This is a genomic window from Acinetobacter sp. F9, assembly GCF_019195275.1.
Classification (GTDB): domain Bacteria; phylum Pseudomonadota; class Gammaproteobacteria; order Pseudomonadales; family Moraxellaceae; genus Acinetobacter; species Acinetobacter pseudolwoffii.
Genome location: NZ_CP078068.1, coordinates 2,003,798 through 2,029,720, shown reverse-complemented (window position 1 = coordinate 2,029,720; position 25,923 = coordinate 2,003,798). Strand labels below are relative to the sequence as shown.

Here is a 25,923-nt window from a genome sequence, read left to right as displayed (position 1 = left end):
CGACCTGAGGTCGCTTTTTATCTGGAGGAAATTAGAAGCTGTAAGCCAACCCGAAGACCACTTTATTATTTTGTTTTACATCATTACGATCATAACCACCCAGAATATAATTCATGCTTGCCGTTACGCCTGTATCGGCAAGCGGCTTGCTTAAACCGATATCAAAATGACGGAAGCCAAAGCTTTCAGTTGAGTCAGGAATATAATCACCACTTTCTTTATAAATATACAAACCCAGTGCGGTATCCAGGCTAAAATCATGAGGTAAGGCATAGCTATAGCTGCCTTTGATGTAGGTATCGCCAGTATTGCCCCAAGCGGTATCTTCCAAAAGTGTTTGAGCGCTTATACCGAAATCTTTGTAGCTCAGACCTAACATGGTTTCAAAGCCATTCGAGTCTGTATTTCCGACATCATAGTAATAATAGTAAGTTAAACCGACGGTATAAGCCAAATCTTCATTAATTGAACCGTTATAACCTGCATAAAAGTTATTTTCGAATTCGCTACCATTATCGCTGCCATAATCTAGGGTTGAACCCCACCATCCTGCATAAAAACCAGAGGCATGGTTATAATCGAGTCCACCTTGTAATGTCGCGCCTTTATTTTCAGGTACATTGGTGATACCACGCAAGTTATAGCTCGAAAGTACGCTAATATTTCCAGAGAATGTATGTTCCGATGCAGGTTCAGCTGCAAAAGTGAAAGTAGATGCAGCACCCAGCACAGCAACGGATAAGGCTTTTAAAATTAGTTTCATTATATGGCTCCCCAAGACCGTCCTCAGACGTTTTTATGATCATTTATTGCACTCGGGATAAACTTTGCAAAAGCTATGCCAATCTGGATAAAAGGAACCAAAATAATAAATCTAAAAAGACAAATAAAATTTAAACCATTGTTTTTAAATAAAAATTAAAATTATGAAAAAATGAATTATCTAAGCTTTCTTTTAAATAAATGTAGTTAAGGGTATTTCATCAATTTTTTAATACTTATACATAATCATTTACAATTTGCCCCATTTTGATTCTATTTTTGTAATGATTAAAATTTGTGCTAAAAAATAGTGCGTAATTTTTGATCACATTTTTTGCACGTTCTAAAATAAATAAGCTGCTTATGTTCATTTCACCCCTTCAGAAATATCATTTATATCTTCCAATAAAATTATGTTTTTACTCACTTTTTACCGACAGTTTAAAAATTAATCACCTCAAATCCTTGCTATTGTTTAATTGAGTTAAAAAAATCTAAACTTTAGTGGAATATATCTAATAAAAAATGACATTTTTTTAGCATTTCTTATACAATTCCTAAAAAATTCCGATCAATTTGTATAAGGCTCTCTTCCCAATGCAAAATTCAAAAAAATTAACATTAGCAGTTTTGATTCAGGCTGCTTTGGTTTCTACTGCTTTCGCTAGCGAGCAAAGTGAATCGAAAGGTTTTGTAGAAGATGCTGAAGGTTCTGTACTGTTCCGTACCGGTTATATCAGCCGTGACTATAAAGATACTACACCTGGCTCAGATCGCAGTTCATTTGCTCAGACAGCAATTGTAAAATTAGACTCAGGCTTCACCAAAGGTACCGTAGGCTTTGGTGCCGGTATTATTGGCGATGCATCTTTCAAACTAGGTGAAAATGCACATGCTGGTAATGACATGATCCCGACACACGGTGGTCAAGATGCGCAAGGTCGTGTAGATGCTTATGATCATTGGGCACGTGGTGGCGCATATGTAAAAGCACGTGTTTCAAACACGACTGCAACTTATGGTACTCAAGTTTTAGACTTGCCTGTGCTGGCAAGTAATACAGCACGCTTGGTTCCTGAATACTTCACAGGTGTGTTAGTTGAAAGCAATGAAATTGAAAACTTAAACTTAGTTGCTGGTAAATTTACTGAAAATCAACGTTCAAGCCAGATCAAATCTGATGGTAATGAACTGGATCGCGCAATCGTTTGGGGTGCGAAATATAAATTTAATGATGCAGTTAATGCTTCTTATTACGGTACAGACATTAAAGACCGCCTAGAGCGTCATTATGTCAATGCCAACTATAGTTATAAACTTGCTAATGACAGCACCTTAACTCATGACTTTAGTGGTTATCATACGAACTGGGATCGTGAAGCTAATAATAGTCTTTATTCATATATCGGTTCTGTAGACGATAAATTCAAAAATTCAATCTGGGCGATTTCAACAACTTATAATAAAGGCCCACACAATGTCATGCTTGCTTACCAACAAAATACGGGTAATACAGGTTATGACTACGGTCTAGGTCAAGGTGTAGGTGATGGTCATCAAACTATTTATATGCCGAACTCATACCTATCTGACTTCATAGGCAATGATGAAAAATCTGTTCAACTTCAATATACTTTTGATTTTGGTGCAATAAATGTTCCTGGCCTATCTTGGACTTCTGCATTTGTATATGGCTGGGATATTGATGCAAGCCGTGCTGTTCGTGTAGACCCAAATGATAGTGATTCAGCTCTACTTGGCCGTACTATTACAACTGATGATGCACAAGAACGTGAATTCTTTAACCAAGTGAAATATACCGTTCAATCTGGTTTTGCCAAAGACGCGAGCCTTCGTGTACGTCACTCATATTACCGTGCTGACCAAGCCTATAATGATGTTTACATGCCAGATACTAACGAATGGCGTTTATTCTTAGACATTCCTGTGAAATTATTCTAATTCACTCGAATTTCAAGCCATAAAAAAACCTGCACATTGTGCAGGTTTTTTATTTTAGGCTTTAAAAATTTAAAACCTAAACCGTAAAGCAATTATTTGTTTGCTTCTGCATATGCAGCAATTGAGTCCAATACTTCTTGTTTCGCAACATCAGCACCTTCCCAACCGCTTAACTTAACCCATTTTCCAGGCTCTAAGTCTTTGTAGTGCTGGAAGAAATGTTCAATTTGGCTAATCAACAATGGCGGAAGATCAGTATATTCCTGAATATCTTTGTAGATTGGAGTCAATTTGTCGTGTGGAACTGCAACCAGTTTCGCATCAACACCACCATCATCTTCCATGTTCAGTTTACCAACAGGACGGCAACGGATCACAGAACCTGGCTCTACTGGGTGTGGCGTTACAACCAATACGTCAAGTGGATCACCATCAAGAGAAAGTGTATTAGGTACATAACCGTAGTTTGCTGGGTAGAACATTGCTGTACCCATGAAACGGTCTACGAATAATGCATCAGAATCTTTATCAATTTCGTATTTGATCGGTGCTGCATTGGCAGGAATTTCGATAATGACATAGATGTCGTTTGGCGCATCTTTACCCGCTGGGATATTGCTGTAGCTCATAGCATCACTCTTTAACAAGTTATATCTTTTAAAAAACCGCGACAATTATAACGGTTTTTAAAGAAATGTTTGGATTTTAAAATATCGAACTGTAAATATGTCCGCGAACTGTAATTGATTGCTTAAACGATCTTGATGATCAGCAGCAATAAAGCCACAGGACATAAGATTGAAAGTAGCCAGACGATCGAACGTAAAGTCGCCCAATTGGCCAGATAACAAATGCCGTACAACACACGAAATACCAGATAGGCTATCCCGAAGGTCATGACCAGGGTTTGAGAGACCACCATATATTCAGCCATTAAAATAGCGGCAATAAACAATGGTAAACTTTCAAAACTATTTTGTTGAACCGCATTGGCACGGCTCGAGAGCCCGGTTGATTTTGCTAAAAACTCTCGTGGGTTCTGATTGTCTTTCGCGCTAAAGCCTGCCGATTTCTTTGCAATCAAAGTAAATACATAAGGCAAAAGACAAGCGGCTAAAATGAGATAAATCACCCCACTAATGCTGTGCATCTGTTTTTTCTCATGAAAATTTTATATCTATCATAGCATGGTGTTTCGTGAATAAATTTTGTTAAATAGAGTGTTTTTTATTACTTAAGAAGGATTCACTATGGTCGCGCCTGAGCAAAATGAAATGTTCGATGTCCTCGATAAACAGCGCCAGCATCAACGTCAAGTGGATCGCGTATTAAAAATCGTGCTGCCGATTGTGGCTTTTTTGATGGCCGTGATTTGTGCCAATATGAATATCTGGTCGCCGATCTTTAGCTTTGCCATTTTATGGATTGCCTTTTATGCCGTCGGCATCAAGCGCATGCCAATCTGGCACTGGATGGTAGCCATTTTGGTCTATTGTGTGGTCGACAATATTCTGAGTTATGGCAACTTTAACCAGACAGGATTTACCCGCCAATTTGGCACCATGTTTATTTTTCTGGGAGTAGTCGGTGTAGGACGTCCTTATTTTGACCGCTGGCTGATGAAAAAATAAAAACCTGCAAATAAAAAAAGCGCCATCAGGCGCTTTTTTTAATATCGAGTTTAAGCTGTTTTACGTAAATCTTTACGCAGGATTTTACCCACGTTCGATTTCGGTAATTCGTCCATAAACTCCACATAGCGTGGACGTTTATAACCGGTCAGATTTTCTTTAGCGAAGGCCAAGACTTCTTCTGTTGTCAAAGACGGATCTTTTTTCACAACAAACAGTTTCGGTACTTCACCAGATTTTTCATCTGGCACACCAATCGCAGCCACTTCCAGTACTTTTGGATGGGTTGCAACAACTTCTTCAATCTCAGATGGATACACGTTAAAACCAGACACTAAAATCATGTCTTTTTTACGGTCTACGATTTTCACATAACCACGTGAATCCATGACACCGATATCACCAGTACGGAAGAAGCCATTAACCATGACTTTTTCAGTTTCGTCTGGGCGGTTCCAGTAGCCTTTCATGACCTGAGGACCACGGATTGAAATTTCACCTTGCTCACCCAGTGCAACTTCATTGCCGTCATCATCCAGAATCGCCACTTCAGTTAATGGCAATGGAATACCGATGGTGCCACTGAATTCTTCAGAAGCAGGCGGGTTTGCCGTTGCAACCGGAGAGGTTTCAGACAAGCCATAACCTTCAACAATATTGGTTCCAGTGAGCTTTTTCCATGCTGCTGCTGTAGAAGGAAGTACCGCCATACCGCCGCCCATCGCCATTTTCAACTTGCTATGATCAAGCTGTTTGAACTCTTCATTGTTCACCAGCGCATTGAATAGTGTATTCACTGCCGGGAAGAAAGTCGGCTGGTATTTACGTAGTTCCTTCATCACCGCAGGAAGATCACGCGGATTCGGAATCAGGACGTTGGCCTGACCTTTATACATGCCATAAAGTGCGCACACCATGAATGCAAAGATATGATAAAGCGGCAAGGCACAGAAAATACGGTCATCTGGCTGGCCATCTTGTGCACCAAACTTACTCTGGAAGATCCCGTCACACTGCAACATGTTCGCAACCAGGTTACGATGTGTCAGTTCAGCCCCTTTCGATACGCCGGTAGTACCACCAGTATATTGTAGAACCGCAGTATCGCTCAGGCTCAACTCAGGACGTTTGTAATTGCTCGGGCTAATTTTATTTAATGCCGTATTGAATTTCACGTGGCCTGGAATGTCCCAAGCTGGAATCTGCTTACGCACAGAACGCAAGACAAAGTTCACCAGAGTTCCTTTCAAAGCACCCAGCATATCGCCTACAGAAGCAATAACCACATGTTTTACCGGGGTTTTACCCAGAATCGCTTGGTAAACAGAGGCAAAGTTCTCAATAATCACCAGAACTTCGGAACCTGAGTCATTGAGTTGATGCTCAAGTTCACGCGAAGTATAAAGTGGATTGACGTTGACCAGTACCAACCCTGCGCGGAAAACCCCAAGTGCCACGACCGGATACTGAAGAACGTTTGGCATCATCACCGCCACACGTGAACCTTTTGCCAACCCCAAGCTTTGTAAATACGTTGCAAACTTACGGCTCGCCTCTTCCAGATCATTGAAAGTCATGGCCTTATCCATAAAGATAAAGGCATCACGCGAACCAAATTTTTGGAAATTACGTTCAAAAACATCGACTAGAGAAGTATTCTCTGCCGGTAATTCTACTGTTTCTGGAATCCCTGTCTTTTGGTATTCAGCCAACCAAATTTTTTCCATAATGCCCATCTCTCCAATCATAATCCTTAGTGTTTTCAACTGTTTTTTTCAATATCACACGCCATTTTTAGACTTGTATATGTGCAATATTGCATCCATCTTGTTGAATCGTTGTTCATATATAACGTATTTTACAGGATGGATGCTAGTCTTATCTTTGAATCAACAGTTTATTTGCTTTTTGATATCCGCGTGGTAAAAGCTGTCCTTTTGCACCGCGCTTGCCGATATATTTCTGCAAATCATCCCCTTTTAATTTTAACTGCTGTTGTCCTGCAAGCACTTGAATTATTTCATCAAGCTTCAATATTGTTATGGACAAAATTTGATCACCACCTTCAAGTTGTATCAATTTATTTCCTTTACCTTTGTTCAATACAGGCAATTCTGCCAAATCGACAATCAACAGGCGTCCTGCTGAACTGAGCAGTGCAACATGCGTGGCATCTTCGAGTGGCTGCAGGCTCATGACTTGCGCCCCATCGGATAAGTTCAGGAAGGCCTTCCCTGCTTTGGCATTGGTATCCAGCTGTTTGGCCTGCGTTTTAAAACCATAGCCCTTGTTACTCAGCGCCAGGACTTCCGTCTCATCCTCTGCAACAAAGACCTGTTTAAAACCGATGCCGCTGGCAGGTGATAATTTTGAACTTAAAGGTTCACCCAGACCACGCGCCGACGGCAGGTTATTGATTGGCAAGGCATAACTACGTCCCGATTCATCTAATATATAGACACGCTGATTGGATTTGCCCTGTGCATGGCTGAGATATTGATCACCGGCACGGAAATTCAGATTTTCAGCGTCAACATCATGGCCTTTGGCACAGCGAATCCAGCCAGCTTCCGACAAAATAACGGTCACAGGATCGGCTGGTAACATTTCATTTTCATTAATCGCAGCAGCTTCGGCACGTTGCACCAGTGGCGAACGGCGATCATCGCCAAATTTCTTGGCATCATCTTTCAGTTCATTGATGATCAGCGCTTTTAAAGATTCCGGATTGGCCAGCTGTTCACGAATCACCGCAGCCTTCGCTTCCAGCTCGTCCTGCTCACGGCGCATTTCCATTTCTTCAAGCTTGGCCAAATGACGCAATTTCAGCTCCAGAATGGCTTCGGCCTGAATCTCATCAATGCCAAAGCGTTCCATTAACACGGGCTTGGGCTGATCTTGTTCACGAATAATCTGAATCACTTCATCGATACTCAAGTAGGCAATGATCAGCCCCCCCAGAATATGCAGGCGTTTTTCGATTTTGTTCAGATGATATTGCAGACGACGGGTCACCGTGGTTTTACGGATCTCGATCCATTCCAGTAAAATGCGACGAATCGATTTCACCTGTGGACGGCCATCGGCACCAATCATATTCATGTTGACACGGTAGCTCGATTCCAGATCAGTGGTGGCAAATAAATGACTCATCACCGCTTCGGCATCAATCCGGTTAGAACGCAATACAATCACTAAACGGGTTGGATTGGCATGATCCGATTCATCCCGTACATCGCTGACCAAAGGCAGTTTCTTGGCCTGCATCTGGTCGGCAATCTGGGTGATGATTTTGGAGCCTGAGACCTGATATGGCAGTTCGGTAATCACAATTTCATTTTTATCGACGGTATAGACCGCGCGCATACGATAACTACCACGACCTGTGACCTGAATTTTTAACAGTTCAGCAGGTGGGGTAATAATTTCTGCTTTGGTCGGCAAGTCCGGCGCAGGAATATATTCTGAGATTTTTTCATCGGTCAGATTCGGGTTACGAATCAGGGCAATGGTGCCTTTAATCACTTCACGCAGGTTATGCGGCGGAATGTCGGTGGCCATACCGACGGCGATTCCCGTTGTACCATTTAAGAGAATATTCGGTACACGTGCCGGCAAGTTCACCGGCTCTTTCATCGAACCGTCAAAGTTGTCCTGCCAGTCACAGGTACCCTGACCCAGTTCAGACAGTAACAGTTCACTGTACTGAGACAGTTTGGCTTCGGTATAACGCATTGCGGCAAAAGACTTCGGATCATCGGGTGAGCCCCAGTTGCCCTGTCCTTCAATAAACGGATAACGATAGCTAAACGGCTGTGCCATCAGCACCATGGCTTCATAACAGGCCGAGTCACCATGCGGATGATATTTACCCAGTACGTCACCGACGGTACGTGCAGATTTCTTTGGTTTGCTAGTCCATTTCAGGCCCAGCTCACTCATGGCATAGACAATACGGCGCTGTACCGGTTTCAGGCCATCACTGATGTGCGGTAATGCCCGATCCATAATCACGTACATGGCGTAATTCAGATAAGCTTGTTCGGTAAATTCTGCTACGGAGCGGTTTTCTGTCGCATGATGCGCAAGGCTTGTCATAACAACCTATAGTCCTAAATAATTCGTTTTTGTATCAATGTTTCTTATGCTATGTCGCGGCTGGGGATGACACAAGAGCATCAAATGCCTCAGCGCGACAATTTGTGTCTTATGGCCTAAAAATATCCACTTTATAGACCCTAAGCAACTAAAAATTCATCAAGTTTATAAGCCCATCGACTCAAGGGTCTTGCCTTTGGTTTCTTCACCCAAAACCAGAATCACGATTGCAACGGCAACCAGAACCGCAGTAAACATGGTGAAGACATAACTGAAACCATTTGGCATGCCCATCAGATGGGTGACAGCAAAAGGTGCTGCGATGCCCCCAATTCGGCCTACTGCGCCAGCCCAGCCTGAACCAAAAGCACGGATATTGGTTGGATATTGTTCTGGTGTATAGGTATAAAGCACGCCCCAAGCACCCAGATTAAAGAAGGACATCAGACAGCCCCAGATCACAATTTCGGTGACACTGCCCGACTGGCCAAAGAAATATGCCGAGATGGCACACATGCCGATGAAACCTGCCAAGGTCGGTTTACGACCGAGTTTTTCGACCAGCCATGCTGCCACCAGATAACCGGGCAACTGCGCTAAAATCATAATCAGCACGTATTCAAAGGACTGGACGATGCTATAGCCTTCTTTGACCAGCAAACTTGGCAACCAGGTAAAGATGCCATAATAAGAAAATATAATACCGAACCAGATCAGCCACAGCATGAGGGTACGACGTGCAAAGATACCCGACCACAACTGGGTAAATGAAATATGCTGTTTCTCTGCGACCGGCTTCACTTCAAAGATTTCATAAACTTCAACGCCGCATTGACGCTCGATCTTTTTCACCAGTGCCGAAGCTTCTTCTACACGGCCACGGTTAATCAGAAATGGAATAGATTCCGGCACCATTTTCCAGATCACAATCGCATATAGCGCAGGCAGACCACCGATCAGGAAAGCGGTTTGCCAGCCAAAATCCGGAATGACAAAGCGCGATACCAGAGCCGCAACCAACCAGCCCAGTCCCCAGAAGCTTTCCAGCAATACGATAAAACGGCCACGCACATGCGCAGGAATATATTCACTGACCAGCGTCACTGCCACGGGTAACTGTCCACCCAGACCTAAACCGACGATAAAACGAAACACCAACAACCAGGTCAAATTCGGTGCAAAAGCGCAGGCCGCTGTAGCCAAGCTATAAATCACCAGTGTCACAGCGAATACGGTTTTACGGCCGAAACGGTCTGCCAGACCACCTGAACAGATTGCACCGATTGCCATACCAACAAAACCAATCGACACTACCCAGCTTTTTTGATCCGCAGTCATCTGCCAGTCTTCAGCCATTTTTGCCAGAATAAACGAAATCAATCCGGTATCCATGGCATCAAACATCCAACCGAGTCCAATCACCACCAGCAAGGTGTAATGAAACCGACCAATCGGTAAGCGTTGTATGCGAGAAACTAAATCCATAACAAAAATCTCTGATCAGGTGGAACGGGAGATGCTGCTTTCTCAACAGGTAGGCTGCTTTGTATTTTTTATACTATGAATTAAGCTGAATGCGGCTATTTTTTATAGCCGCATTCATGACGATTACAAATCAGGATTCGTCTTTGGAAGATGCCGAATGTTCATCATCTTCTTTATAAATGAATTTTGGCATTTCCAGTCCAAAATAGATGGCGATCAAACGCAAGCTAAAGCCGAAAATCAGGGTGGAAAGAATGGTCAGGTCCTGCGACAAGCCGTAATGGCTACAGAGCCAGTAAAAGATCACTGAAACAAAAGCAATACTGGCATACAGTTCACGACGGAAAACCAAAGGTACATCATTACATAAAATGTCACGCAAAATCCCGCCAGACACGCCGGTCAAGACCCCGGCAACGGCGCTGACCACAAAGCCCTGTCCCATTTCCAGAGCAATCTGGCAGCCAATAATGGTAAAACCAATCAGACCCAAGGCATCCAGTACCAGGAAGACATTACGTAACTGGCGCATCCATTTTGCAATCAGGATGGTGACGAAAGCAGCGCAACAGGTCAGCACCAGATATTCGGGGTGTTTGACCCAGGTTAAAGGATAATGTCCCAGCAGAACATCACGAACCGACCCACCACCCAGTGCCGTAACACAGGCAATGATCATGACACCAAACCAGTCCATGCTGCGCCGGCCAGCGGACAGTGCCCCGGTCATCGCTTCAGCGGTAATTGCAATAATATAGATGACGGTCAGTAACATCGCCCTGCTTCCACCTGAGGCTTTGAGATGGCGCTTATTCTAAGCTAAATCTATGTGAAAGTTATAAAAATCCCGCACAACATTGCTTAAATTTTTTCCCCGAGCCACAAATGCAAACTTGTTTCATGCTGAGTTTCTGCTCCGTGGTCGGGTCCAGAAAATACCAGTGGCCTTCAAATTTTACAAAATGCGAAGCTTCATGATGCACTTGTGCCTGCTTACCATCATGAAAATGCGCCTTAAACTCGACTAAGGCATGATTTTTATCTAGTTTTTCATTGGTTTGAACAATTTCAAGTTTTAACCACTGATTGGCCTTGCTCCAATCACTAATCGCTTGCAGGTCCAGTGCCTGTTGCTGACCCAGCGCGGTGGTGGTTTTGATGTAATCGATTTCATGCTTGGCGAAGGCACTATAACGGGAACGCATGAGTTGCTGTGCAGTCTCTGCGACCTGTTGTCCTGCATGCAGCGGCTGACAACAGTTGTGATATTCGCCTTGTCCACATGGACATGCTTCTGACATTTCAGTTCCATAAAAATAGCCCGACAATGCGGGCTATTTTAGCAAACTTTACAGGCCAAACACTGGCTAGAGTCTAGTCCTGTGCAGGAAGCTGCGGAATGATATGCACTTTATCGATCTTATGACCGTCCATGGTCACCACCTCAAAGATATGCCCGTCTGCTTCAAACTTTTCACCGCTGTGCGGTAAACGTGCCATATGGAATAACACATAGCCAGATAAGGTCGAATATTCTTCAGTTTCATTGACCAGATCACGATCCAGCAGCAAGGAAACGTGACGAATATCGGTGGAACCGTCCAGAATCAGGCTGCCATCATCCAGACTTTCTGCTGCCACTTGCAGCTCATCTTCATCTGGAAATTCACCGGCAATCGCTTCAAGAATATCAATCGGCGTGGCAATCCCTTCAATTGAGCCATATTCATTCAGCACAATTGCCATCTGTAAGGGTGCTTGACGCAATTGATCCATCACCATCAGTACCTGAGCATTTTCATGCACGATGACTGGCTCACGTAAATGCTTTTCAAAGTCCAGCACCCCAGTTTCAATATATTCATTCAGGACTTTATGGGTCAGCACCACACCGGCAATATTGTCCAGTTCGCCGCGAGCGATGATCAAACGCGAATGGCTCATCTGCAACAATTGTGCTTTGATGCTGTCGGCATCATTGTCCAGATCGATCCATTCCAGTTCGGGACGCGGCGTCATCACCGATTTTACCGGACGTTCAGACAGACCCAAAACTCCCTGCACCATGACACTGTGATAGATGCCGTTGTCATCATTAAAGACTTCATCAGCAAAGGCACGGGTTGCCAGAACATCTTCCGGCTCCGAAGAATCATTGTCCTGAGCAGGTTTACCACCGAGCATCCGCATCACTGCAGAAGCAGTTCGGTAGCGCATATCCGTGGTGGTCACCATTTTTTCCTGATTGCGTTTCATGGTCTGGTTAATAAATTCGACAATGACAGAGAAGCCAATCGCTGCGTATAAGTAACCTTTTGGAATATGGAAACCAAAGCCTTCTACCACCAGCGAGAAACCAATCATCATCAGGAAGCCAAGACACAGAATCACCACGGTCGGATGCTTATTGACGAAATCCATCAAGGCTTTGGATGCCCAGAGCATAATCCCGATGGCAATAATCACGGCAATCATCATCACGGACAGGTCTTTGACCATGCCCACCGCAGTAATCACGCTGTCGAGCGAGAATACCGCATCCAGGACCACAATCTGGACAATGACCATCCAGAATACCGCATGGACCGGATTTTCTTCTTTAATGACAGGTTTGGCTTCCAGACGCTCATGCAGTTCCATGGTGCCTTTGAACAGCAGGAATACCCCACCAAACAATAGAATCAGATCCCGGCCCGAGAAAGCATGATCAAAGATCTGGAACAGTGGATCGGTGAGCGTCACCACCCAGGCAATCGAAGCCAGCAAGATCAAACGCATCAACAGGGCCAGCATTAAGCCCACAACCCGTGCGGTATTACGTTGTTCTGGTGGGAGTTTTTCCGCCAGAATGGCAATAAAAACCAGATTATCGATCCCGAGTACAATCTCAAGAATAATTAATGTGAGTAAACCGACCCAGGCTGAGGGGTCAGACATCCATTCAAAGATCATACGCTTGGCTCCTGAAACTCAGGACTGCTGTACTGAATGAACTGAGGCTGAAATGAAACAGCATAATCTTTTTGATATTGAATAATATCAATTATTTGATGGCGATTTATAGCGTTACACGGCCAACTACCACTACCCATTTTCGTTCTATTGTTGTGAAACCAATTTTCAGTATATCAAGATCAATTTGAAATTCACCTGTTTTCATGGCTGTTTATCGATGAATTTTGCTGAGCCCTATTGCAGTGAAAATGTAGCCGCACACAGAATTGTCATATTTATTAATTAAGCTAGAGTCACCAGAAAGAAAAATGATAAGGTGAAGAAAATAAATGCAAAGCGTAATTCAAATGACAGATTATTTTAAAGACAACTCCCCAAAAACAACTCGCCCTCTAGTGGCACTCTATTGTGGTTCACGTGCAGGCAACAAACCGGTTTATTTAGAAAAAGCCATTCATCTCTCGCAAGGACTGGCAGAACATGGTTTCGGGCTAGTCTATGGTGGCGCCAGTATTGGCCTGATGGGACAGGTCGCGGATGCCATGATCCAGCATGGCGGTGAAGCCGTTGGGGTGATTCCCGAATTTATGCTGGATTATGAAATTGCCCATAACCAGCTCACTGAATTACATGTGGTGACCAGCATGCATCAACGTAAGGCTATGATGGCTGAGCGGGCCTGTGCCTTTGTGGCACTACCGGGCGGACTGGGCACGTTTGAGGAAATTCTGGAAATTGCCACCTGGGGTCAGCTGAACCAGCACCAGAAACCGATGATGCTGTATAACGTGAATGGTTTCTATGATGCCTTGATTGCGCAGCTGGACCGTGCAGTCGAAGATGGTTTTTTACCACCACAGCATCGCGCCAAACTGATCATTTGCGAACACGAAGAAGAAATTTATACAACTTTAACCAATTTAGGCCATCCGCAAAGATTTGTGGTTTAAACCGTTCCAATTAATAAAAAAGCGAGCACCTGGCTCGCTTTTTTATTGGATTTTTAATATCAGGACTTATTGACCATAATTCGTCACGAACTCGTAAAACATCGGCAAAGTTGTTGCCAGAATCACAGACATGGCCAGACCGAACATCAGTTTCATCGCATCTGCACTGACATTACGTGAAGTACGATGTTTGTTGACTTCATCCAGAATCATCGACATGGCAAATTCACGACCTGCGAGTAACCCGAGGAACACCCAGGTGGTACTCATTGGAATGTTGCTCCATTCTTTAAAGATCAACAGGATAATGGCATACAGGAAGTCGATAATCGTCGCAGCACGAATATCGGTGACACCAGTTTTGGTGTCGACAATGTTCTGGATGGCCCCACCACGTTGATACAGAATCACGCCCAGCAAGACCACGAATACCATAATCGCAAACATCAGGAATTCAAACGGCACCTGACGTGGTACATACACGAAGATGTTGGCCAGATCCTGAATCAGCCATTGGCTCCACAGGAAACCGGTAGAGACCCACTGCAAGCCCATCCAGACCTTGGAGTGCTCCTGATGACGTGTCTTGGCAAAATGTTGTGCCAGTTGCTTGACCACAAAACGATAGATGACAATCGCCACCACAAAGGCCACCGCATAGCCCATCATCGATTTCACCATCATCGAGCCTAGACTGGCAGGAGAGAAAATCGTAAGAACCAGGAAGGTGGTACTGACTGGAATCCCGTATTTGGTGAGCATTAACAGGAGAATAGGCGGCACAATGTACAGCCAGGTAATGCCACCTTCAGGGAAAGGAATCGTTTCTAAACGGCCATATGAGGCATCACCCACCCCGGATGCATACCAACCATAGACCAATACGACAATTAGAATTGAGCTGATATAAATCCACAACACCCACCAGGGACGATGTGCATTCGAAGAAATAAATGTCCCTAAGGTTTGAGGCACATCATTTCCGACAATAGAATAAGCGGCTAAACAGAAGCCGATCACCATCAAAATCTCGATTGTCATAAAAACAAACCTATACGCGAGGAGATTTCAGCATTGCTGAAAAGTTGGCCCAAGATTATGACGGTTTTATTTCATTTTCATGACAATTTTGTCATATTTTCATTTGATAAAGATGAAAATGACAGAGAAAGCTGTTTATAAACAAAAAGTACTGCTTTAATTTTATTTTTATCGCTCTTTACAGATATGAGGCACCGATCTGATAAATACTCACTTTCTTATGAGTTTTACACTTATAACTGATTTATATCTTGAAAAAAAGTTCACACGTATTCACTACACCTGTGCCTTACTCTTCCTTTAAACTATTCAAAATTTTCAGTTTTCCAGAATTATGAATGCCACGCCTATGCATCAAGCCTTAGATCCCGAATTCAGACTGCTGGTCTTGTTGGTATCGATCGGATTTTTTATGCAGGGGCTGGATACCACCATTATTAATACAGCTCTGCCCGCGATTGCACATAACCTACAGGCCGATCCTTTACGCATGCACAGTGTTGTGGTGGCTTATGTCTTGTCTGTGGCAGCCTGTATTCCCTTGAGTGGCTGGCTGGCAGACCGTTTCGGCGTCAGAAATATCTATTTTGCTGCAATTATTATTTTCTCTTTGGCCTCTTTGGGCTGTGCCTGGTCAGATAGTCTGAATGAATTGCTGGCTTATCGGATCTTGCAAGGAATGGGTGGCGCCTTACTGCTCCCCGTCGGCCGTTTGGCCATGCTCAAGATCATTCCCCGTACCCAGTTTCTGGCCGCCATGAGCCTGATGAGTCTGGCCGGCCTGATTGGCCCCCTGATTGGTCCAACTCTTGGGGGCTGGATGGTGGAATATCTGTCCTGGCAATGGATTTTCCTGATCAATCTGCCGATTGGCTTACTGGGAGCGCTGATTACTTTTAAGGCCATGCCGAATGTCATTGAACCGCTGGTCGCTCGCTTTGATTATTGGGGCTTTGTCTTGCTGGTTGTGGCCATGGTGGGACTCTGTCTGGGAATTGAAAATTTTGCCAGTCCACAAAATTCGCTGTGGTGGAGTCTGAGTCTGATTCTGGCCGGAATCTTGGCGGCCCTGATGTATGCCTATCATTCGCATACGCATAGCAACGCCCTGTTCCGCAGTCGGCTCTTTAAAAATAAAATTTATGCGATTGGCATTCTGGGGAATTTTTTTGCCCGTCTTGGCGGTAACTCGATTCCATTTTTACTCCCCCTTATGTTGCAAGTCGCCTTTGGTTTTGAGCCCTTTATTACCGGTCTATTGATGATTCCAACCGTACTCGGCTCTCTGGCGTCTAAACCGATTATCCGAAAAATCATTCAGCGTTTTGGTTATCGTCGGGTTTTGCTGGTCAATACCTTATTGGTGGGTCTGTGTATTGCCAGTTTTGCCCTGACCACGGCGGACACCCCGATCTGGCTGCGTGCAATTCATTTCTTTATCTTCGGCATTTTAAATTCCCTACAATTTGTATCGATGAATACCCTGACTTTAAAGGACTTAAGCCAGCAGGATGCCAGTAGCGGCAACAGTTTCCTGTCGATGATCATGATGCTGTCAATGAGTATTGGGGTGGCGCTGGCAGGCACCCTGGTCAACATGCTGAGTGCCTATTACGGCGCTGACAATCTGGTGGCTGCTTTTCATGTGTCACTGATCTGTTTAGGCTGTATCAATATTATTGCGGCTTATATTTTCTGGCATATTCCTAAAAACACCCCTGTTTAATACGATATATTAACGCCAGGCGAATGCAGCCTTTAAGCTCAGGTTTAGATACAGGTAAGAACTGAAAATGCAAAAAAATCTGGCTCTGAACAGATTCAAACAGCCGCTTTTCATCGGGCTTGGCATTCTGATCGCCGTGATGATTATCGCCATGATTTATCTTTGCCTGATTAAAGCCCCTTCTGCGCATGCAGCAGATTATCCGATCCAGGGTTTCGATGTATCACACCATCAACAAGAAATTCAATGGCAGCAGATTTCGCCGGAAAAATACCGTTTTGTCTATCTGAAAGCCACAGAAGGTGGTGACTTTAAAGATACGCGTTTTCAAGAGAACTGGCTCAAGGCGCGGGAACGCGGCTTTCTGGTCGGTGCCTATCATTTCTATCGGCTTTGTCGCGATGGCAGCATTCAGGCACAGAACTTTATCGACTCCGTCCCCAAGCAAGCCAATGCTTTACCGCCGGTGATTGATCTGGAATATGACAGCAATTGCATCAATACCTATTCCAAAGAGCAGCTTCTAAACGAAATCCAGATCATGCACGATGCCCTGCAAAAGCATTATGGCAAACAGCCAATTTTCTATATTTCTAAAGCATTTTATAATATTGTACTGGCAGGATATTTTCCCGAAGTGCCACTCTGGGTACGCGAGTATAAGGGTCTGCCCGATTTAAACAACCAGCCCAAATGGACCTTCTGGCAACATAGCAATCAGGGTAAAATTCCCGGCATTAGTACAACTGTGGATCTGAATGTGTTCTATGGCTCAGAACAGCAGTGGCTGGATTTTCTGAAAATGAATGCAATTGCAGTACCATCATCTACTCATCAGGCCAAATAAAATCGATCGCTTGAAAACAAGCGCTTTATAAAAGTAGAAAAATAAGGAAATAAAAATCTTGAAATGGATTAAAGGTATTTTACTCAGTCTGGTGATTGTTCTGCTGCTCATAGCGGGTGCGCTGGCTTATCTACTGCAACCTTCAGGCAAGCTCAGTGACTTTCAGAACTGGCAGCCGCAAAGCAGTTCCTCTCGTTCTGGACTAAACGTTAAATTTTTCGGTGTTTCCACCCTGTTGCTGGATGATGGTCAGGATCAGATCCTGATAGATGGTTTCTTTAGCCGGCCGTCGTTGTCGCAAGTGCTTAGCGGTCCAATTCAGAGTGATAGCGTGCTATTAAGGCAGCTAATTCAAGAGCATGAACTGCACCGGGCCAAAGCCATTCTGGTCAGTCACTCGCATTATGATCATGTTCTGGATCTACCGGCTTTACTGGAAATGCTTCCTGAAACCGCTGTCATCGGTTCACCCACTAGCCTGAATATCGCCCGGGCAAATCCCAAAGTAAGTCCGCAGCAGTTACACTCCGTCACGCCTAGGCAAATACAGCACGTCAACAAATTTCAAGTAACCGCAATTCCTTCACAACATACGCCAGCCACAGCGGTAAATGATGACCTAGGCGAAGAGTTATTCCAACCTTTAGCCCTGCCGGCCAAATTTTCCGAATTTAAGGAAGGCGGCAGTTTTGATTACCTGATTGAGCATTCAGGACACAAGATTCTGGTCAAGGCCAGTACCGGATTTATCCCGGATCAATTTAAAAACCTGCAGGTCGATACGTTATTTTTGGGTATTGCCCAGCTCTCCAGACAATCCAATGACTATCAGCGGCACTATCTGGCTGAAACCCTGCAAACGCTCAAACCCAAAGTGGTCATCCCGATACATTGGGATGATTTTTTCCAGCCTTTAAGCCAGCCGCTACAATTTTTACCCCGTCTTGCCGATGACACTCCAAAAAGTTTGAATCTTCTGATTCAGGCCGCCGAGGCACAAGGAACAAAAGTCGTTCTGCTCAGCGGACCGCAACCCTATTTACTCAACTCAGCCGTCGCTTCCCAATCCGATTAAAGCCCCTTAAGATAGCGGCTATGCGCAAAATTATTCATATCGATATGGATGCGTTTTATGCCTCGGTCGAGCTGCGTGAACGTCCAGAACTCAGACACCTGCCTGTGGTGATTGCCTCGCATCATCCCCGGGCGGTGGTTGCGGCTGCCTCCTATCCGGCACGCGAATATGGTCTACGTTCTGCCATGTCGATGGGACAGGCGCGCAAGCTCTGTCCGCAGGTCATCGTAATTGAGCCGGACTTTGCCAAATACCGTCAAGTTTCTGCACAGATCCATCAAATTTTCCAGCAATATACCGCCCTGATTGAGCCTTTATCGCTAGATGAAGCCTTTCTGGATGTCACAGAAAATTTACAACAGATTCCGAGTGCTACCGAGGTCGCCATGCGGATTCGGGAGGATATTGTTCAAGTGACTGGACTGACTGCTTCTGCCGGCGTGGCACCGAATAAATTTCTGGCCAAAATTGCCTCGGACTGGCACAAACCGAATGGCATCTGTGTGATCAAGCCCTCACAGGTGCAGCGTTTTATTCAGAATCTGCCGCTGAAGAAAATTCCCGGGGTGGGTAAAGTCACCCAGGAAAAACTGAAAAGCCTGAATCTGGATACCTTGGGTGACTTACAACAGATGGATGAAGCCATCCTGATTCAGCATTTTGGTAAATATGGACGGCGGCTGTTTTTATATGCGCAAGGCATTGATGAACGACCGGTCGAAGTAGAACGGGAACGCCAGCAGATTTCCAAAGAGACCACCTTTGATGATGATCTTTATTTAAATCAGTGCCATCCCTATTGGGAAGCTTTAGTTACACAACTGTGGCAAAGCTTGCAAAAAAAACAGCTTTCAGCTCGCGGCGTTACGGTCAAATTAAAGCTCAAGAATTTTCAGGTGATGCAGCACAGTAAAAGTTTTAAGCAGCTCTTGCGCAGTCCGCAGGAATTAGCACAAGCCTTGGACTTACTATTGGATGATCTGCATATCGCGCCGCAGATGCAATTCCGGCTGATCGGTGTCGGCGTCTATCAACTCAGCGCCCCCGAGACTGAAACCCAATTATTACTGCTCTAAACGACTTTTGTTCATGTTTTGAACATCAGTTTAAAAATACAGCAACTTTATTTTTATATTTTGATTTTTTAGAGTACTCTATCTGTGCAATGCATTATCCATGTATATGCTGAGATGCTGAAAATCACCTTTACTTTCAGCATGCTGTCCTGTGATTGGCGTGACGATCAAATCCGAATATTACAGGGCAACTCTGATGTAACTCATGGACTTCCTTCCTGCATGTCTTCTGTAAATCTTCTGTAGTTCAAAAACAACACGCGTAAAGCTGCGCTGTCTAGTTTTGTGGGTGCTGTTGTCGATTGATATGATTTTCTCCTTTACGACATTGTTGCAACCTTAATTTTTAAAGATCAGTTTTCACAGCATTGGTGAGAATATGGACACTCTGGCGGCATTGGCCACTTTTGGTGTTGGCTTTCTGTTTTGCCCTTAGATGGCATGATCTTTGGTCACTAGCTTGGCCATAAGAAAATGCAGGTCTTAACCGTCGTCCTGATGGGAATTTTTAGCAGTCATCTGGCATGGACAAACAGTTCTTCTGGAATATCACCTTGATGGTCGGTGCAATCCGCTGTTTCAGCATTCCGTTTTTTTGCCTGACGGGTGGATACATTTCATCATCAAAAAATATGTGTCTGGGGTGGTTTGATTGGTGCGCTCTCGGCCTTTTCATTCTTTATGGCACTCGATGCACAAAACACCTGAATGATCATTGTTGGTACAATTTTACTGGCAAATGTTGTATACGACAGGGTGGTCAAGGTTCATCAACCGATTTTCACTTCCCTGTTCGGTACCGAATATCGCTACAGCGGTGCCGGCGTTGGCTATCAGATGGCCAGTACTATTGGTGGTAGTTTTACCCTATTTATTGCAGCAGTATGGGTGATTTGGGCAGACGGTTCATGGCATTATATTGCCCTCTATCTGGCAGTGGGTTGCTTGCTGACTGCACTGGTCGCAGCCCTGATGCCCAAAACGCAGGATGAATAATATGACAGTGGAACGCTTACATATCTCGAAACGCTTTTCGGAAATTGCCATTACGGGCAATCTGGTACATCTTGCCGGGCAACTGGCCACAGATGTTGAGCTGGATATCAAAGGTCAAACCCAACAAACTTTAGATATTATCGACCAGTTTCTGGCAGATGCCGGTACAGACAAAAGTCACATCATGTCGGTGACCATCTATTTAAAAGACATTGAAAAAGATTATGCGGCATTTAATGAAATCTGGGATGCATGGGTGGCTGATATCGAAGCATTACCTCGTACCTGTGTCGAGGCAAAACTTTATGATCCACGGGTTTTGGTTGAAATGACAGTCGTGGCCGTCAAACCAGAATAATGTGGCAAAATCGATATGCATAAAAAAGCATGCTCATGGCATGCTTTTTTATTTTAACCTACTGCTTTGATTTTACTACGCTCTAAATCTGAATATAAATAATACTTTTTCAGATCATTGCTGACCGTATATTTGGGCATTTTCTTCATTTGCGCTTGCTCCTGCAGAAAATCTTGCCGCAACTGGTAATATTCCGGCACATCATCGTAGCGAATCACCCGATAACCGGCCATACTCAACAAGGCATCCTGAAAACCAGTCTGCTGTGGACGCTTCAAGATTAAAGGATCATCCACAGCCACAATGGCTATAATCTGATGCTGTTGATCCATAATCACAAAATCTGCAGTCAGGTTGCGATATTTATGTCGCGTCCGGTTAAATTTGGTGGTCATTAAGGCGTCATAGGACACATGGGCCAAAACAATATATTCAGGTAATACTTCCTTCAAGCGCGTGAAGGTCAATTGCTCATTCAGGTTAAAAATAGCACGCTGCTTTAACGCGCTGTCTTGTGGTTTGGAATTATTTCCGAGCGTTTTCCATGCCATGAGCACGACACAGAAGAGCAGGAAACTCCCAATCATAATATAGGTGGTCATGCCTCAATCCTTGCATTCTTATCATCATTTTTGTTTTATTGTGGTGCAGTATAAACTCACACTTTATTTTAAATAGGTCTTACAACTAATCTGCTTAGATACCCATACAACCGGTATCAAAACCTGATTCTGCGTTACCTAAAATGACATCTTTCCCTATGTCAATGAAAGTGGATTTAAAGTACTGATAATGCACTCTAAAACATCCCTAGAATTGATCGCAATACAAATCTGCCCAACTGTAGAACAATTCCGATAAAGTGTTATTTTTATATCACTTTTAAGCCAGACTTAATGTAAATAATACATCCTTTTACATTTTTCAGTCCTCGTTTCAAGCTACGTTACTTTACCTAAGTGCTAAAAAAAGACACCGAAGTGTCTTTTTTATTAACTCAATTATGCACGTGATTTAGGCTTTGCTTTCGGCTTTGATCCACCAAATGGTTTTTTGGCATCCCCTGTTTCACGCGGCGGTAGGCCTGTGTGCTGGGTCAGGATTTGACCACGCTCAGGACGCTTCTTGGTATTTGAAGGACGGGACTGAGCTTGTGCAGCCTTGCCACGATTTCCCTGCTCACCGGTACGTTTCTGCGAATCACCCGCCACTGTCGAGTTTTTCTTGCGCGCAGACTGGTATTGACCTTCTGCACTGCCAGCAGGCTGATAAGTCGGAATCAAATGCTGTTTGGAGTTACCAATCAAATCCTGACGACCCATTTCTCTCAGAGCTTCACGCAACAACGGCCAGTTGTTTGAATCATGGTAACGCAAGAAAGCTTTATGCAGACGACGACGTTTATCACCTTTGACAATATCTACTTGCTCGGTATAACGTGCCACTTTGGCAAGCGGGTTTTTACCGGTGTAATACATGGTGGTAGCCGTTGCCATCGGTGATGGATAGAAGGTCTGCACTTGGTCAGCACGAAAACCGTTCTTCTTCAACCAAATCGCAAGGTTCATCATGTCGTAATCGGTCGTACCCGGATGCGCCGCGATGAAATAAGGAATCAGATACTGTTCCTTGCCGGCTTCCTTACTATAACGTTCAAACATCTGTTTGAAACGATCATAGGTCCCGATCCCCGGCTTCATCATTTTATTGAGTGGGCCTTTTTCGGTATGTTCCGGTGCAATTTTTAAATAACCACCGACGTGATGGGTTACTAGTTCTTTGACATATTCAGGGTTTAAAACCGCTAAATCATAACGTAAACCAGAACCAATCAAGATCTTCTTAATACCCGGTAAAGAACGTGCTTTACGGTATAACTGGGTCAATGGTGCATGATCGGTATGCAGGTTCTGACAAACGCCCGGGAAGACACACGACGGTTTACGGCAGTTCTTTTCAATCTCTGGATCTTTACAAGCCAGACGGTACATGTTGGCTGTCGGGCCACCTAGGTCTGAAATAATCCCGGTAAAGCCCGGCGCCGTATCACGGATTTTTTCCACTTCACGCAGAATCGACTCTTCAGAACGGTTCTGGATAATACGACCCTCATGTTCTGTAATCGAACAGAAGGTACAGCCACCAAAACAGCCACGCATGATGTTCACAGAGAACTTGATCATGTCAAACGCTGGAAAACGCGCTTCACCATAAGCAGGATGTGGCAAACGTGCATAAGGCAGGTCAAACACATAGTCCATTTCTTCCGTGGTCAACGGAATTGGTGGCGCATTTAGCCAGACATCACGTTCACCATGCTTTTGTACCATGGCACGGGCATTGCCCGGATTGGTTTCTAAATGCAAAATTCGGTTGGCATGGGCATAAAGCACCGGATCTGCAGCCACTTCTTCAAATGCAGGCAAGCGAATTACAGCCAGTTCACGCGGTGGTAATTTATGTTTAATTGCTTTTGAAGCAGGTTGTAATTGCACAATTTGCGTATCAGGATCTAGCTCATCGCCGGCCCGCACAATCGGATTGGCGACAGGCTCTTTCTGGAAACCTTGATATTGAGTCAGACTATCTTTGTCTTTTTCAATTTCACAACCTTCCAGATCTTCAGTCATCACATAAGGGTTAATGATTGGATCGACACGGCCAATCGCATCAACATCATTCGAGGCAATTTCGACAAACTTTGCTTTCGATGCACGGTTATGTTTATTGACAATGAACGCAGTACCGCGAACATCGGTAATCTCGTGAATTTTTTCGCCACGCGCCAGACGATGCATAATTTCGGTAATTGAGCGTTCGCCATTGCCGTACATCAAAAGATCGGCTTTTGAGTCCATCAACACTGAACGACGGACTTTATCTGACCAGTAATCATAATGTGCAATACGACGCAGAGAAGCTTCAATTCCACCTAATAATACAGGCACATCTGGATATGCTTCACGGACACGCTGACAATATACAGTTGCTGCACGGTCTGGACGTTTATTTGGCTGATTATCTGGGGAATAGGCATCATCCGAGCGGATTTTACGGTCGGCGGTATAACGGTTGATCATGGAATCCATGTTCCCTGCCGTTACCCCCCAAGCAATATTCGGTTTACCCAGAACGCGGAACGCATCCACGTTGGTCCAGTCTGGCTGTGCAATAATACCGACACGAAAGCCTTGGGCTTCTAATACCCGGCCAATAATACCTGAACAGAAAGACGGATGATCAATATAGGCATCGCCACAGACCAGAATAAAGTCACAGCTGTCCCAGCCGAGTTGATCCATTTCCTCGCGTGACATCGGCAAAAAAGGCGCAGGGTCAAAACAAGACGCCCAATATTTGTCGTAATCAAACAACGCTTTTGGCGCAGTCTGCATGGTATAAGCAGTAGACATGGCTAGCAATTCTCGGCTGGCAGATGATAGGAGATCTAAAATAAGATCAAAGATGAAAGCCGATTATTTTACCATGAATTAGGCCCAGCTTGCTTGATTATAATTTATACAAAATCAGGAACTAAGCAAATCAAAACCTGGTCATCATCAGAATTGAAAGCAAAATAATCCGCAAGATAAATGCACAGGGTTTATTTTATAGAGAAAAATCTAAATACGATGTTCTAATCTGAGCGGAGCTTGAAACTGAATGCCAGACCACTCAGCAACAGTAGCGCAATAAATACGGTTAATCCACTCCAACCATAATTTTCCCAGACCAGTCCACTCGAACTGCCCAACACACTGGAACCGAGGTAATAACAGAATAAATATAGCGAAGAACCGACTGCCCGATATTGTAGCGACTGGATCGACACCCAGCTACTTGCAGTAGAGTGCGCCGCAAAAAATGAAAAAGTGAAGATTAGTAATCCGATAAAGACCAGAGCCAGCTGGTTGAGCAGCATGAGCGTTAATCCAAGGAGCATCATCAGCATCATGACGACCAATGTCTTGAATTTACCGTAATGCCGACCCCAATGTGCTGCTCGGGGGGAGCTATAAATACCAGCCAAATATGTCACCGAAATTAAACCAATCCAGGCCTGTGATAATTCAAAAGGTGCCTGAAGCAAACGATAGCTGAGATAATTAAATATCGAAACAAAACAGCCCATCAGGATAAAACCTTGCAGAAATAAAATCCGAAGTTTCGGATCGGCCAGATTATGCCTGAATGAGTTTTTGAATCGATTAAACTTGATCGGATAAGCCTTAAAATGTTGCGATGCCGGCAATAGATAATAAAATAATCCTGCAATACAGATATTTAAAATACCAATTATCAGAGTAGCAGATTGCCAGGAGATAAAATCAACTAGAACTCCGGCAATCAAACGCCCTCCCATACCGCCAATTGCCGTGCCAGAAATATATAAGCCCATGGCGAAACCGATATCTTTTCCGGCAATTTCTTCCCCGATATAAGTCATGGCGACTGCCGCCACACCACTGACACAGAGACCAATCAAGATCCGAATCAATAAGAATACCGACCAAAGAGATAGTATCGAACTGAGCATTAACAAAATTGCAATCAATGCCAAGGAGCAGACCATCACCGGTTTACGTCCGAAACGGTCTGAAATCAGTCCGGTAAATAGCAAACCAATGGCTAAGGCAAGGGTAGAAAGTGATAAGGGAAAACTACTTTGAGTCGGACTGACCTGAAAATAATCTGCCAAAATGGGCATCATCGGCTGTAGGCAATACAAAGATGAGAAAATGGCAAAGCCGGCAAGAAATAAGGAAAAAAGTACTGCTTTAAATGCGGTAGTACCATATTCAATATGGCTAGAAGATGAATTTGAGGACATATCCGCTCCTTAGATAGATCCAGTATACGCCTTTCGCTCATTTTTTCTGTGGAGATTTCATCTGAGTGATCACCTAAGCCTTTCTTCACGCACAAAAAAACACCCCCCTGCTTATGCAGGGGGGTGTTTC

The 25,923-nt window shown here is 44.2% G+C and carries 22 protein-coding genes; 9 read left to right on the top strand and 13 right to left on the bottom strand.

All coding sequences use genetic code 11. The annotated features are described in order from the left end of the window. Positions 1-31: 31 nt before the first annotated feature. Positions 32-763 carry a TorF family putative porin gene (locus KT990_RS09580; RefSeq protein WP_180040935.1) on the bottom strand — a complete coding sequence of 244 codons (732 nt, stop codon included), beginning with the start codon at positions 761-763 and terminating at the stop codon, positions 32-34. 596 nt (positions 764-1,359) lie between these two features. Here KT990_RS09580 and KT990_RS09575 point away from each other — a divergent pair. Continuing rightward, complete coding sequence (locus tag KT990_RS09575) at positions 1,360-2,724, top strand: OprD family outer membrane porin (RefSeq protein ID WP_005263971.1); 1,365 nt, start codon at positions 1,360-1,362, stop codon at positions 2,722-2,724. A gap of 92 nt (positions 2,725-2,816) precedes the next feature. Here KT990_RS09575 and ppa read toward each other — a convergent pair whose 3' ends face one another. Together ppa and KT990_RS09565 are read right to left on the bottom strand one after the other, a co-directional pair. Continuing rightward, positions 2,817-3,353 (bottom strand): inorganic diphosphatase, encoded by a 537-nt coding sequence (gene ppa, locus KT990_RS09570; RefSeq protein ID WP_074383675.1) that lies wholly within the window; start codon positions 3,351-3,353, stop codon positions 2,817-2,819. Positions 3,354-3,475: 122 nt separating this feature from the next. After that, positions 3,476-3,874: an MAPEG family protein gene (locus KT990_RS09565; protein WP_180000947.1), complete on the bottom strand. Its 399-nt coding sequence runs from the start codon at positions 3,872-3,874 to the stop codon at positions 3,476-3,478. Between the two features lie 100 nt (positions 3,875-3,974). Here KT990_RS09565 and KT990_RS09560 point away from each other — a divergent pair, with 100 nt between their 5' ends. Continuing rightward, the gene (locus KT990_RS09560; RefSeq protein WP_218208704.1) at positions 3,975-4,355 is read left to right on the top strand and encodes a hypothetical protein; all 381 of its coding nucleotides are present in this window, start codon (positions 3,975-3,977) and stop codon (positions 4,353-4,355) included. Positions 4,356-4,405: 50 nt separating this feature from the next. On the opposite strand, the gene KT990_RS09555 is transcribed toward KT990_RS09560, so the two are convergent. The 6 genes from KT990_RS09555 to KT990_RS09530 form a co-directional block, all read right to left on the bottom strand. Next, positions 4,406-6,082, bottom strand: a complete 1,677-nt coding sequence (locus KT990_RS09555) for a long-chain-fatty-acid--CoA ligase (protein ID WP_005094498.1) — start codon at positions 6,080-6,082, stop codon at positions 4,406-4,408. A gap of 151 nt (positions 6,083-6,233) precedes the next feature. Then, entirely contained in the window at positions 6,234-8,453 is a 2,220-nt protein-coding gene (gene parC, locus KT990_RS09550) for a DNA topoisomerase IV subunit A (protein ID WP_218208703.1), read from the bottom strand. A 165-nt stretch (positions 8,454-8,618) separates the two neighbouring features. Further along, complete coding sequence (locus KT990_RS09545; protein WP_005169062.1) at positions 8,619-9,938, bottom strand: MFS transporter; 1,320 nt, start codon at positions 9,936-9,938, stop codon at positions 8,619-8,621. A 130-nt stretch (positions 9,939-10,068) separates the two neighbouring features. After that, complete coding sequence (locus KT990_RS09540; protein ID WP_218208702.1) at positions 10,069-10,713, bottom strand: trimeric intracellular cation channel family protein; 645 nt, start codon at positions 10,711-10,713, stop codon at positions 10,069-10,071. Positions 10,714-10,774: 61 nt separating this feature from the next. Then, positions 10,775-11,239 carry a YchJ family protein gene (locus tag KT990_RS09535; RefSeq protein ID WP_218208701.1) on the bottom strand — a complete coding sequence of 155 codons (465 nt, stop codon included), beginning with the start codon at positions 11,237-11,239 and terminating at the stop codon, positions 10,775-10,777. Positions 11,240-11,312: 73 nt separating this feature from the next. Beyond that, a complete protein-coding gene (locus tag KT990_RS09530) occupies positions 11,313-12,890 on the bottom strand; it encodes a TerC family protein (RefSeq protein ID WP_218208700.1) in 1,578 nt (525 codons plus the stop codon). A gap of 332 nt (positions 12,891-13,222) precedes the next feature. Between KT990_RS09530 and KT990_RS09525 the strand changes: the two genes are divergently transcribed. Beyond that, a complete protein-coding gene (locus KT990_RS09525; RefSeq protein WP_004732555.1) occupies positions 13,223-13,843 on the top strand; it encodes a TIGR00730 family Rossman fold protein in 621 nt (206 codons plus the stop codon). Between the two features lie 66 nt (positions 13,844-13,909). Here KT990_RS09525 and KT990_RS09520 read toward each other — a convergent pair whose 3' ends face one another. Then, positions 13,910-14,884 carry a hypothetical protein gene (locus tag KT990_RS09520; RefSeq protein WP_218208699.1) on the bottom strand — a complete coding sequence of 325 codons (975 nt, stop codon included), beginning with the start codon at positions 14,882-14,884 and terminating at the stop codon, positions 13,910-13,912. Between the two features lie 334 nt (positions 14,885-15,218). Here KT990_RS09520 and mdtD point away from each other — a divergent pair, with 334 nt between their 5' ends. The 6 genes from mdtD (at position 15,219) to KT990_RS09490 (ending at position 20,962) form a co-directional block, all read left to right on the top strand. Then, positions 15,219-16,610, top strand: coding sequence for a multidrug transporter subunit MdtD (gene mdtD, locus KT990_RS09515; protein WP_218208698.1), 1,392 nt, complete (start codon positions 15,219-15,221; stop codon positions 16,608-16,610). 67 nt (positions 16,611-16,677) lie between these two features. Continuing rightward, positions 16,678-17,457, top strand: coding sequence for a GH25 family lysozyme (locus tag KT990_RS09510; RefSeq protein WP_159516357.1), 780 nt, complete (start codon positions 16,678-16,680; stop codon positions 17,455-17,457). Between the two features lie 58 nt (positions 17,458-17,515). Further along, positions 17,516-18,532 carry an MBL fold metallo-hydrolase gene (locus KT990_RS09505; RefSeq protein ID WP_180000952.1) on the top strand — a complete coding sequence of 339 codons (1,017 nt, stop codon included), beginning with the start codon at positions 17,516-17,518 and terminating at the stop codon, positions 18,530-18,532. A gap of 20 nt (positions 18,533-18,552) precedes the next feature. Then, positions 18,553-19,608, top strand: a complete 1,056-nt coding sequence (gene dinB / locus KT990_RS09500; RefSeq protein ID WP_100355214.1) for a DNA polymerase IV — start codon at positions 18,553-18,555, stop codon at positions 19,606-19,608. 708 nt (positions 19,609-20,316) lie between these two features. Continuing rightward, entirely contained in the window at positions 20,317-20,604 is a 288-nt protein-coding gene (locus KT990_RS13670; RefSeq protein ID WP_228730803.1) for a hypothetical protein, read from the top strand. 1 nt (position 20,605) lies between these two features. Further along, positions 20,606-20,962: a RidA family protein gene (locus KT990_RS09490; protein WP_100357798.1), complete on the top strand. Its 357-nt coding sequence runs from the start codon at positions 20,606-20,608 to the stop codon at positions 20,960-20,962. 53 nt (positions 20,963-21,015) lie between these two features. On the opposite strand, the gene KT990_RS09485 is transcribed toward KT990_RS09490, so the two are convergent. From KT990_RS09485 to KT990_RS09475, 3 genes are all read right to left on the bottom strand, one after another. After that, positions 21,016-21,564 carry a DUF2726 domain-containing protein gene (locus KT990_RS09485; protein WP_005169085.1) on the bottom strand — a complete coding sequence of 183 codons (549 nt, stop codon included), beginning with the start codon at positions 21,562-21,564 and terminating at the stop codon, positions 21,016-21,018. 399 nt (positions 21,565-21,963) lie between these two features. After that, the gene (locus KT990_RS09480; protein ID WP_005169087.1) at positions 21,964-24,375 is read right to left on the bottom strand and encodes a YgiQ family radical SAM protein; all 2,412 of its coding nucleotides are present in this window, start codon (positions 24,373-24,375) and stop codon (positions 21,964-21,966) included. Positions 24,376-24,599: 224 nt separating this feature from the next. Next, on the bottom strand, positions 24,600-25,793 hold the full coding sequence (locus KT990_RS09475; protein ID WP_218208697.1) for an MFS transporter: 1,194 nt from the start codon (positions 25,791-25,793) through the stop codon (positions 24,600-24,602). Positions 25,794-25,923 lie beyond the last annotated feature (130 nt).

Coding starts and splice junctions, on each gene's coding strand:
- KT990_RS09565 (WP_180000947.1), bottom strand. CDS start 3,874: ATGCACAGCATTAGTGGGGTGATTTATCTCATTTTAGCCGCTTGTCTT.
- KT990_RS09510 (WP_159516357.1), top strand. CDS start 16,678: ATGCAAAAAAATCTGGCTCTGAACAGATTCAAACAGCCGCTTTTCATC.
- KT990_RS09485 (WP_005169085.1), bottom strand. CDS start 21,564: ATGACCACCTATATTATGATTGGGAGTTTCCTGCTCTTCTGTGTCGTG.
- KT990_RS09530 (WP_218208700.1), bottom strand. CDS start 12,890: ATGATCTTTGAATGGATGTCTGACCCCTCAGCCTGGGTCGGTTTACTC.
- dinB (WP_100355214.1), top strand. CDS start 18,553: ATGCGCAAAATTATTCATATCGATATGGATGCGTTTTATGCCTCGGTC.
- ppa (WP_074383675.1), bottom strand. CDS start 3,353: ATGAGCTACAGCAATATCCCAGCGGGTAAAGATGCGCCAAACGACATC.
- KT990_RS09555 (WP_005094498.1), bottom strand. CDS start 6,082: ATGGAAAAAATTTGGTTGGCTGAATACCAAAAGACAGGGATTCCAGAA.
- parC (WP_218208703.1), bottom strand. CDS start 8,453: ATGACAAGCCTTGCGCATCATGCGACAGAAAACCGCTCCGTAGCAGAA.
- KT990_RS09525 (WP_004732555.1), top strand. CDS start 13,223: ATGCAAAGCGTAATTCAAATGACAGATTATTTTAAAGACAACTCCCCA.
- KT990_RS09560 (WP_218208704.1), top strand. CDS start 3,975: ATGGTCGCGCCTGAGCAAAATGAAATGTTCGATGTCCTCGATAAACAG.
- KT990_RS09480 (WP_005169087.1), bottom strand. CDS start 24,375: ATGTCTACTGCTTATACCATGCAGACTGCGCCAAAAGCGTTGTTTGAT.
- mdtD (WP_218208698.1), top strand. CDS start 15,219: ATGAATGCCACGCCTATGCATCAAGCCTTAGATCCCGAATTCAGACTG.
- KT990_RS09475 (WP_218208697.1), bottom strand. CDS start 25,793: ATGTCCTCAAATTCATCTTCTAGCCATATTGAATATGGTACTACCGCA.
- KT990_RS09580 (WP_180040935.1), bottom strand. CDS start 763: ATGAAACTAATTTTAAAAGCCTTATCCGTTGCTGTGCTGGGTGCTGCA.
- KT990_RS09540 (WP_218208702.1), bottom strand. CDS start 10,713: ATGTTACTGACCGTCATCTATATTATTGCAATTACCGCTGAAGCGATG.
- KT990_RS09545 (WP_005169062.1), bottom strand. CDS start 9,938: ATGGATTTAGTTTCTCGCATACAACGCTTACCGATTGGTCGGTTTCAT.
- KT990_RS09490 (WP_100357798.1), top strand. CDS start 20,606: ATGACAGTGGAACGCTTACATATCTCGAAACGCTTTTCGGAAATTGCC.
- KT990_RS09520 (WP_218208699.1), bottom strand. CDS start 14,884: ATGACAATCGAGATTTTGATGGTGATCGGCTTCTGTTTAGCCGCTTAT.
- KT990_RS13670 (WP_228730803.1), top strand. CDS start 20,317: ATGATCATTGTTGGTACAATTTTACTGGCAAATGTTGTATACGACAGG.
- KT990_RS09575 (WP_005263971.1), top strand. CDS start 1,360: ATGCAAAATTCAAAAAAATTAACATTAGCAGTTTTGATTCAGGCTGCT.
- KT990_RS09535 (WP_218208701.1), bottom strand. CDS start 11,239: ATGTCAGAAGCATGTCCATGTGGACAAGGCGAATATCACAACTGTTGT.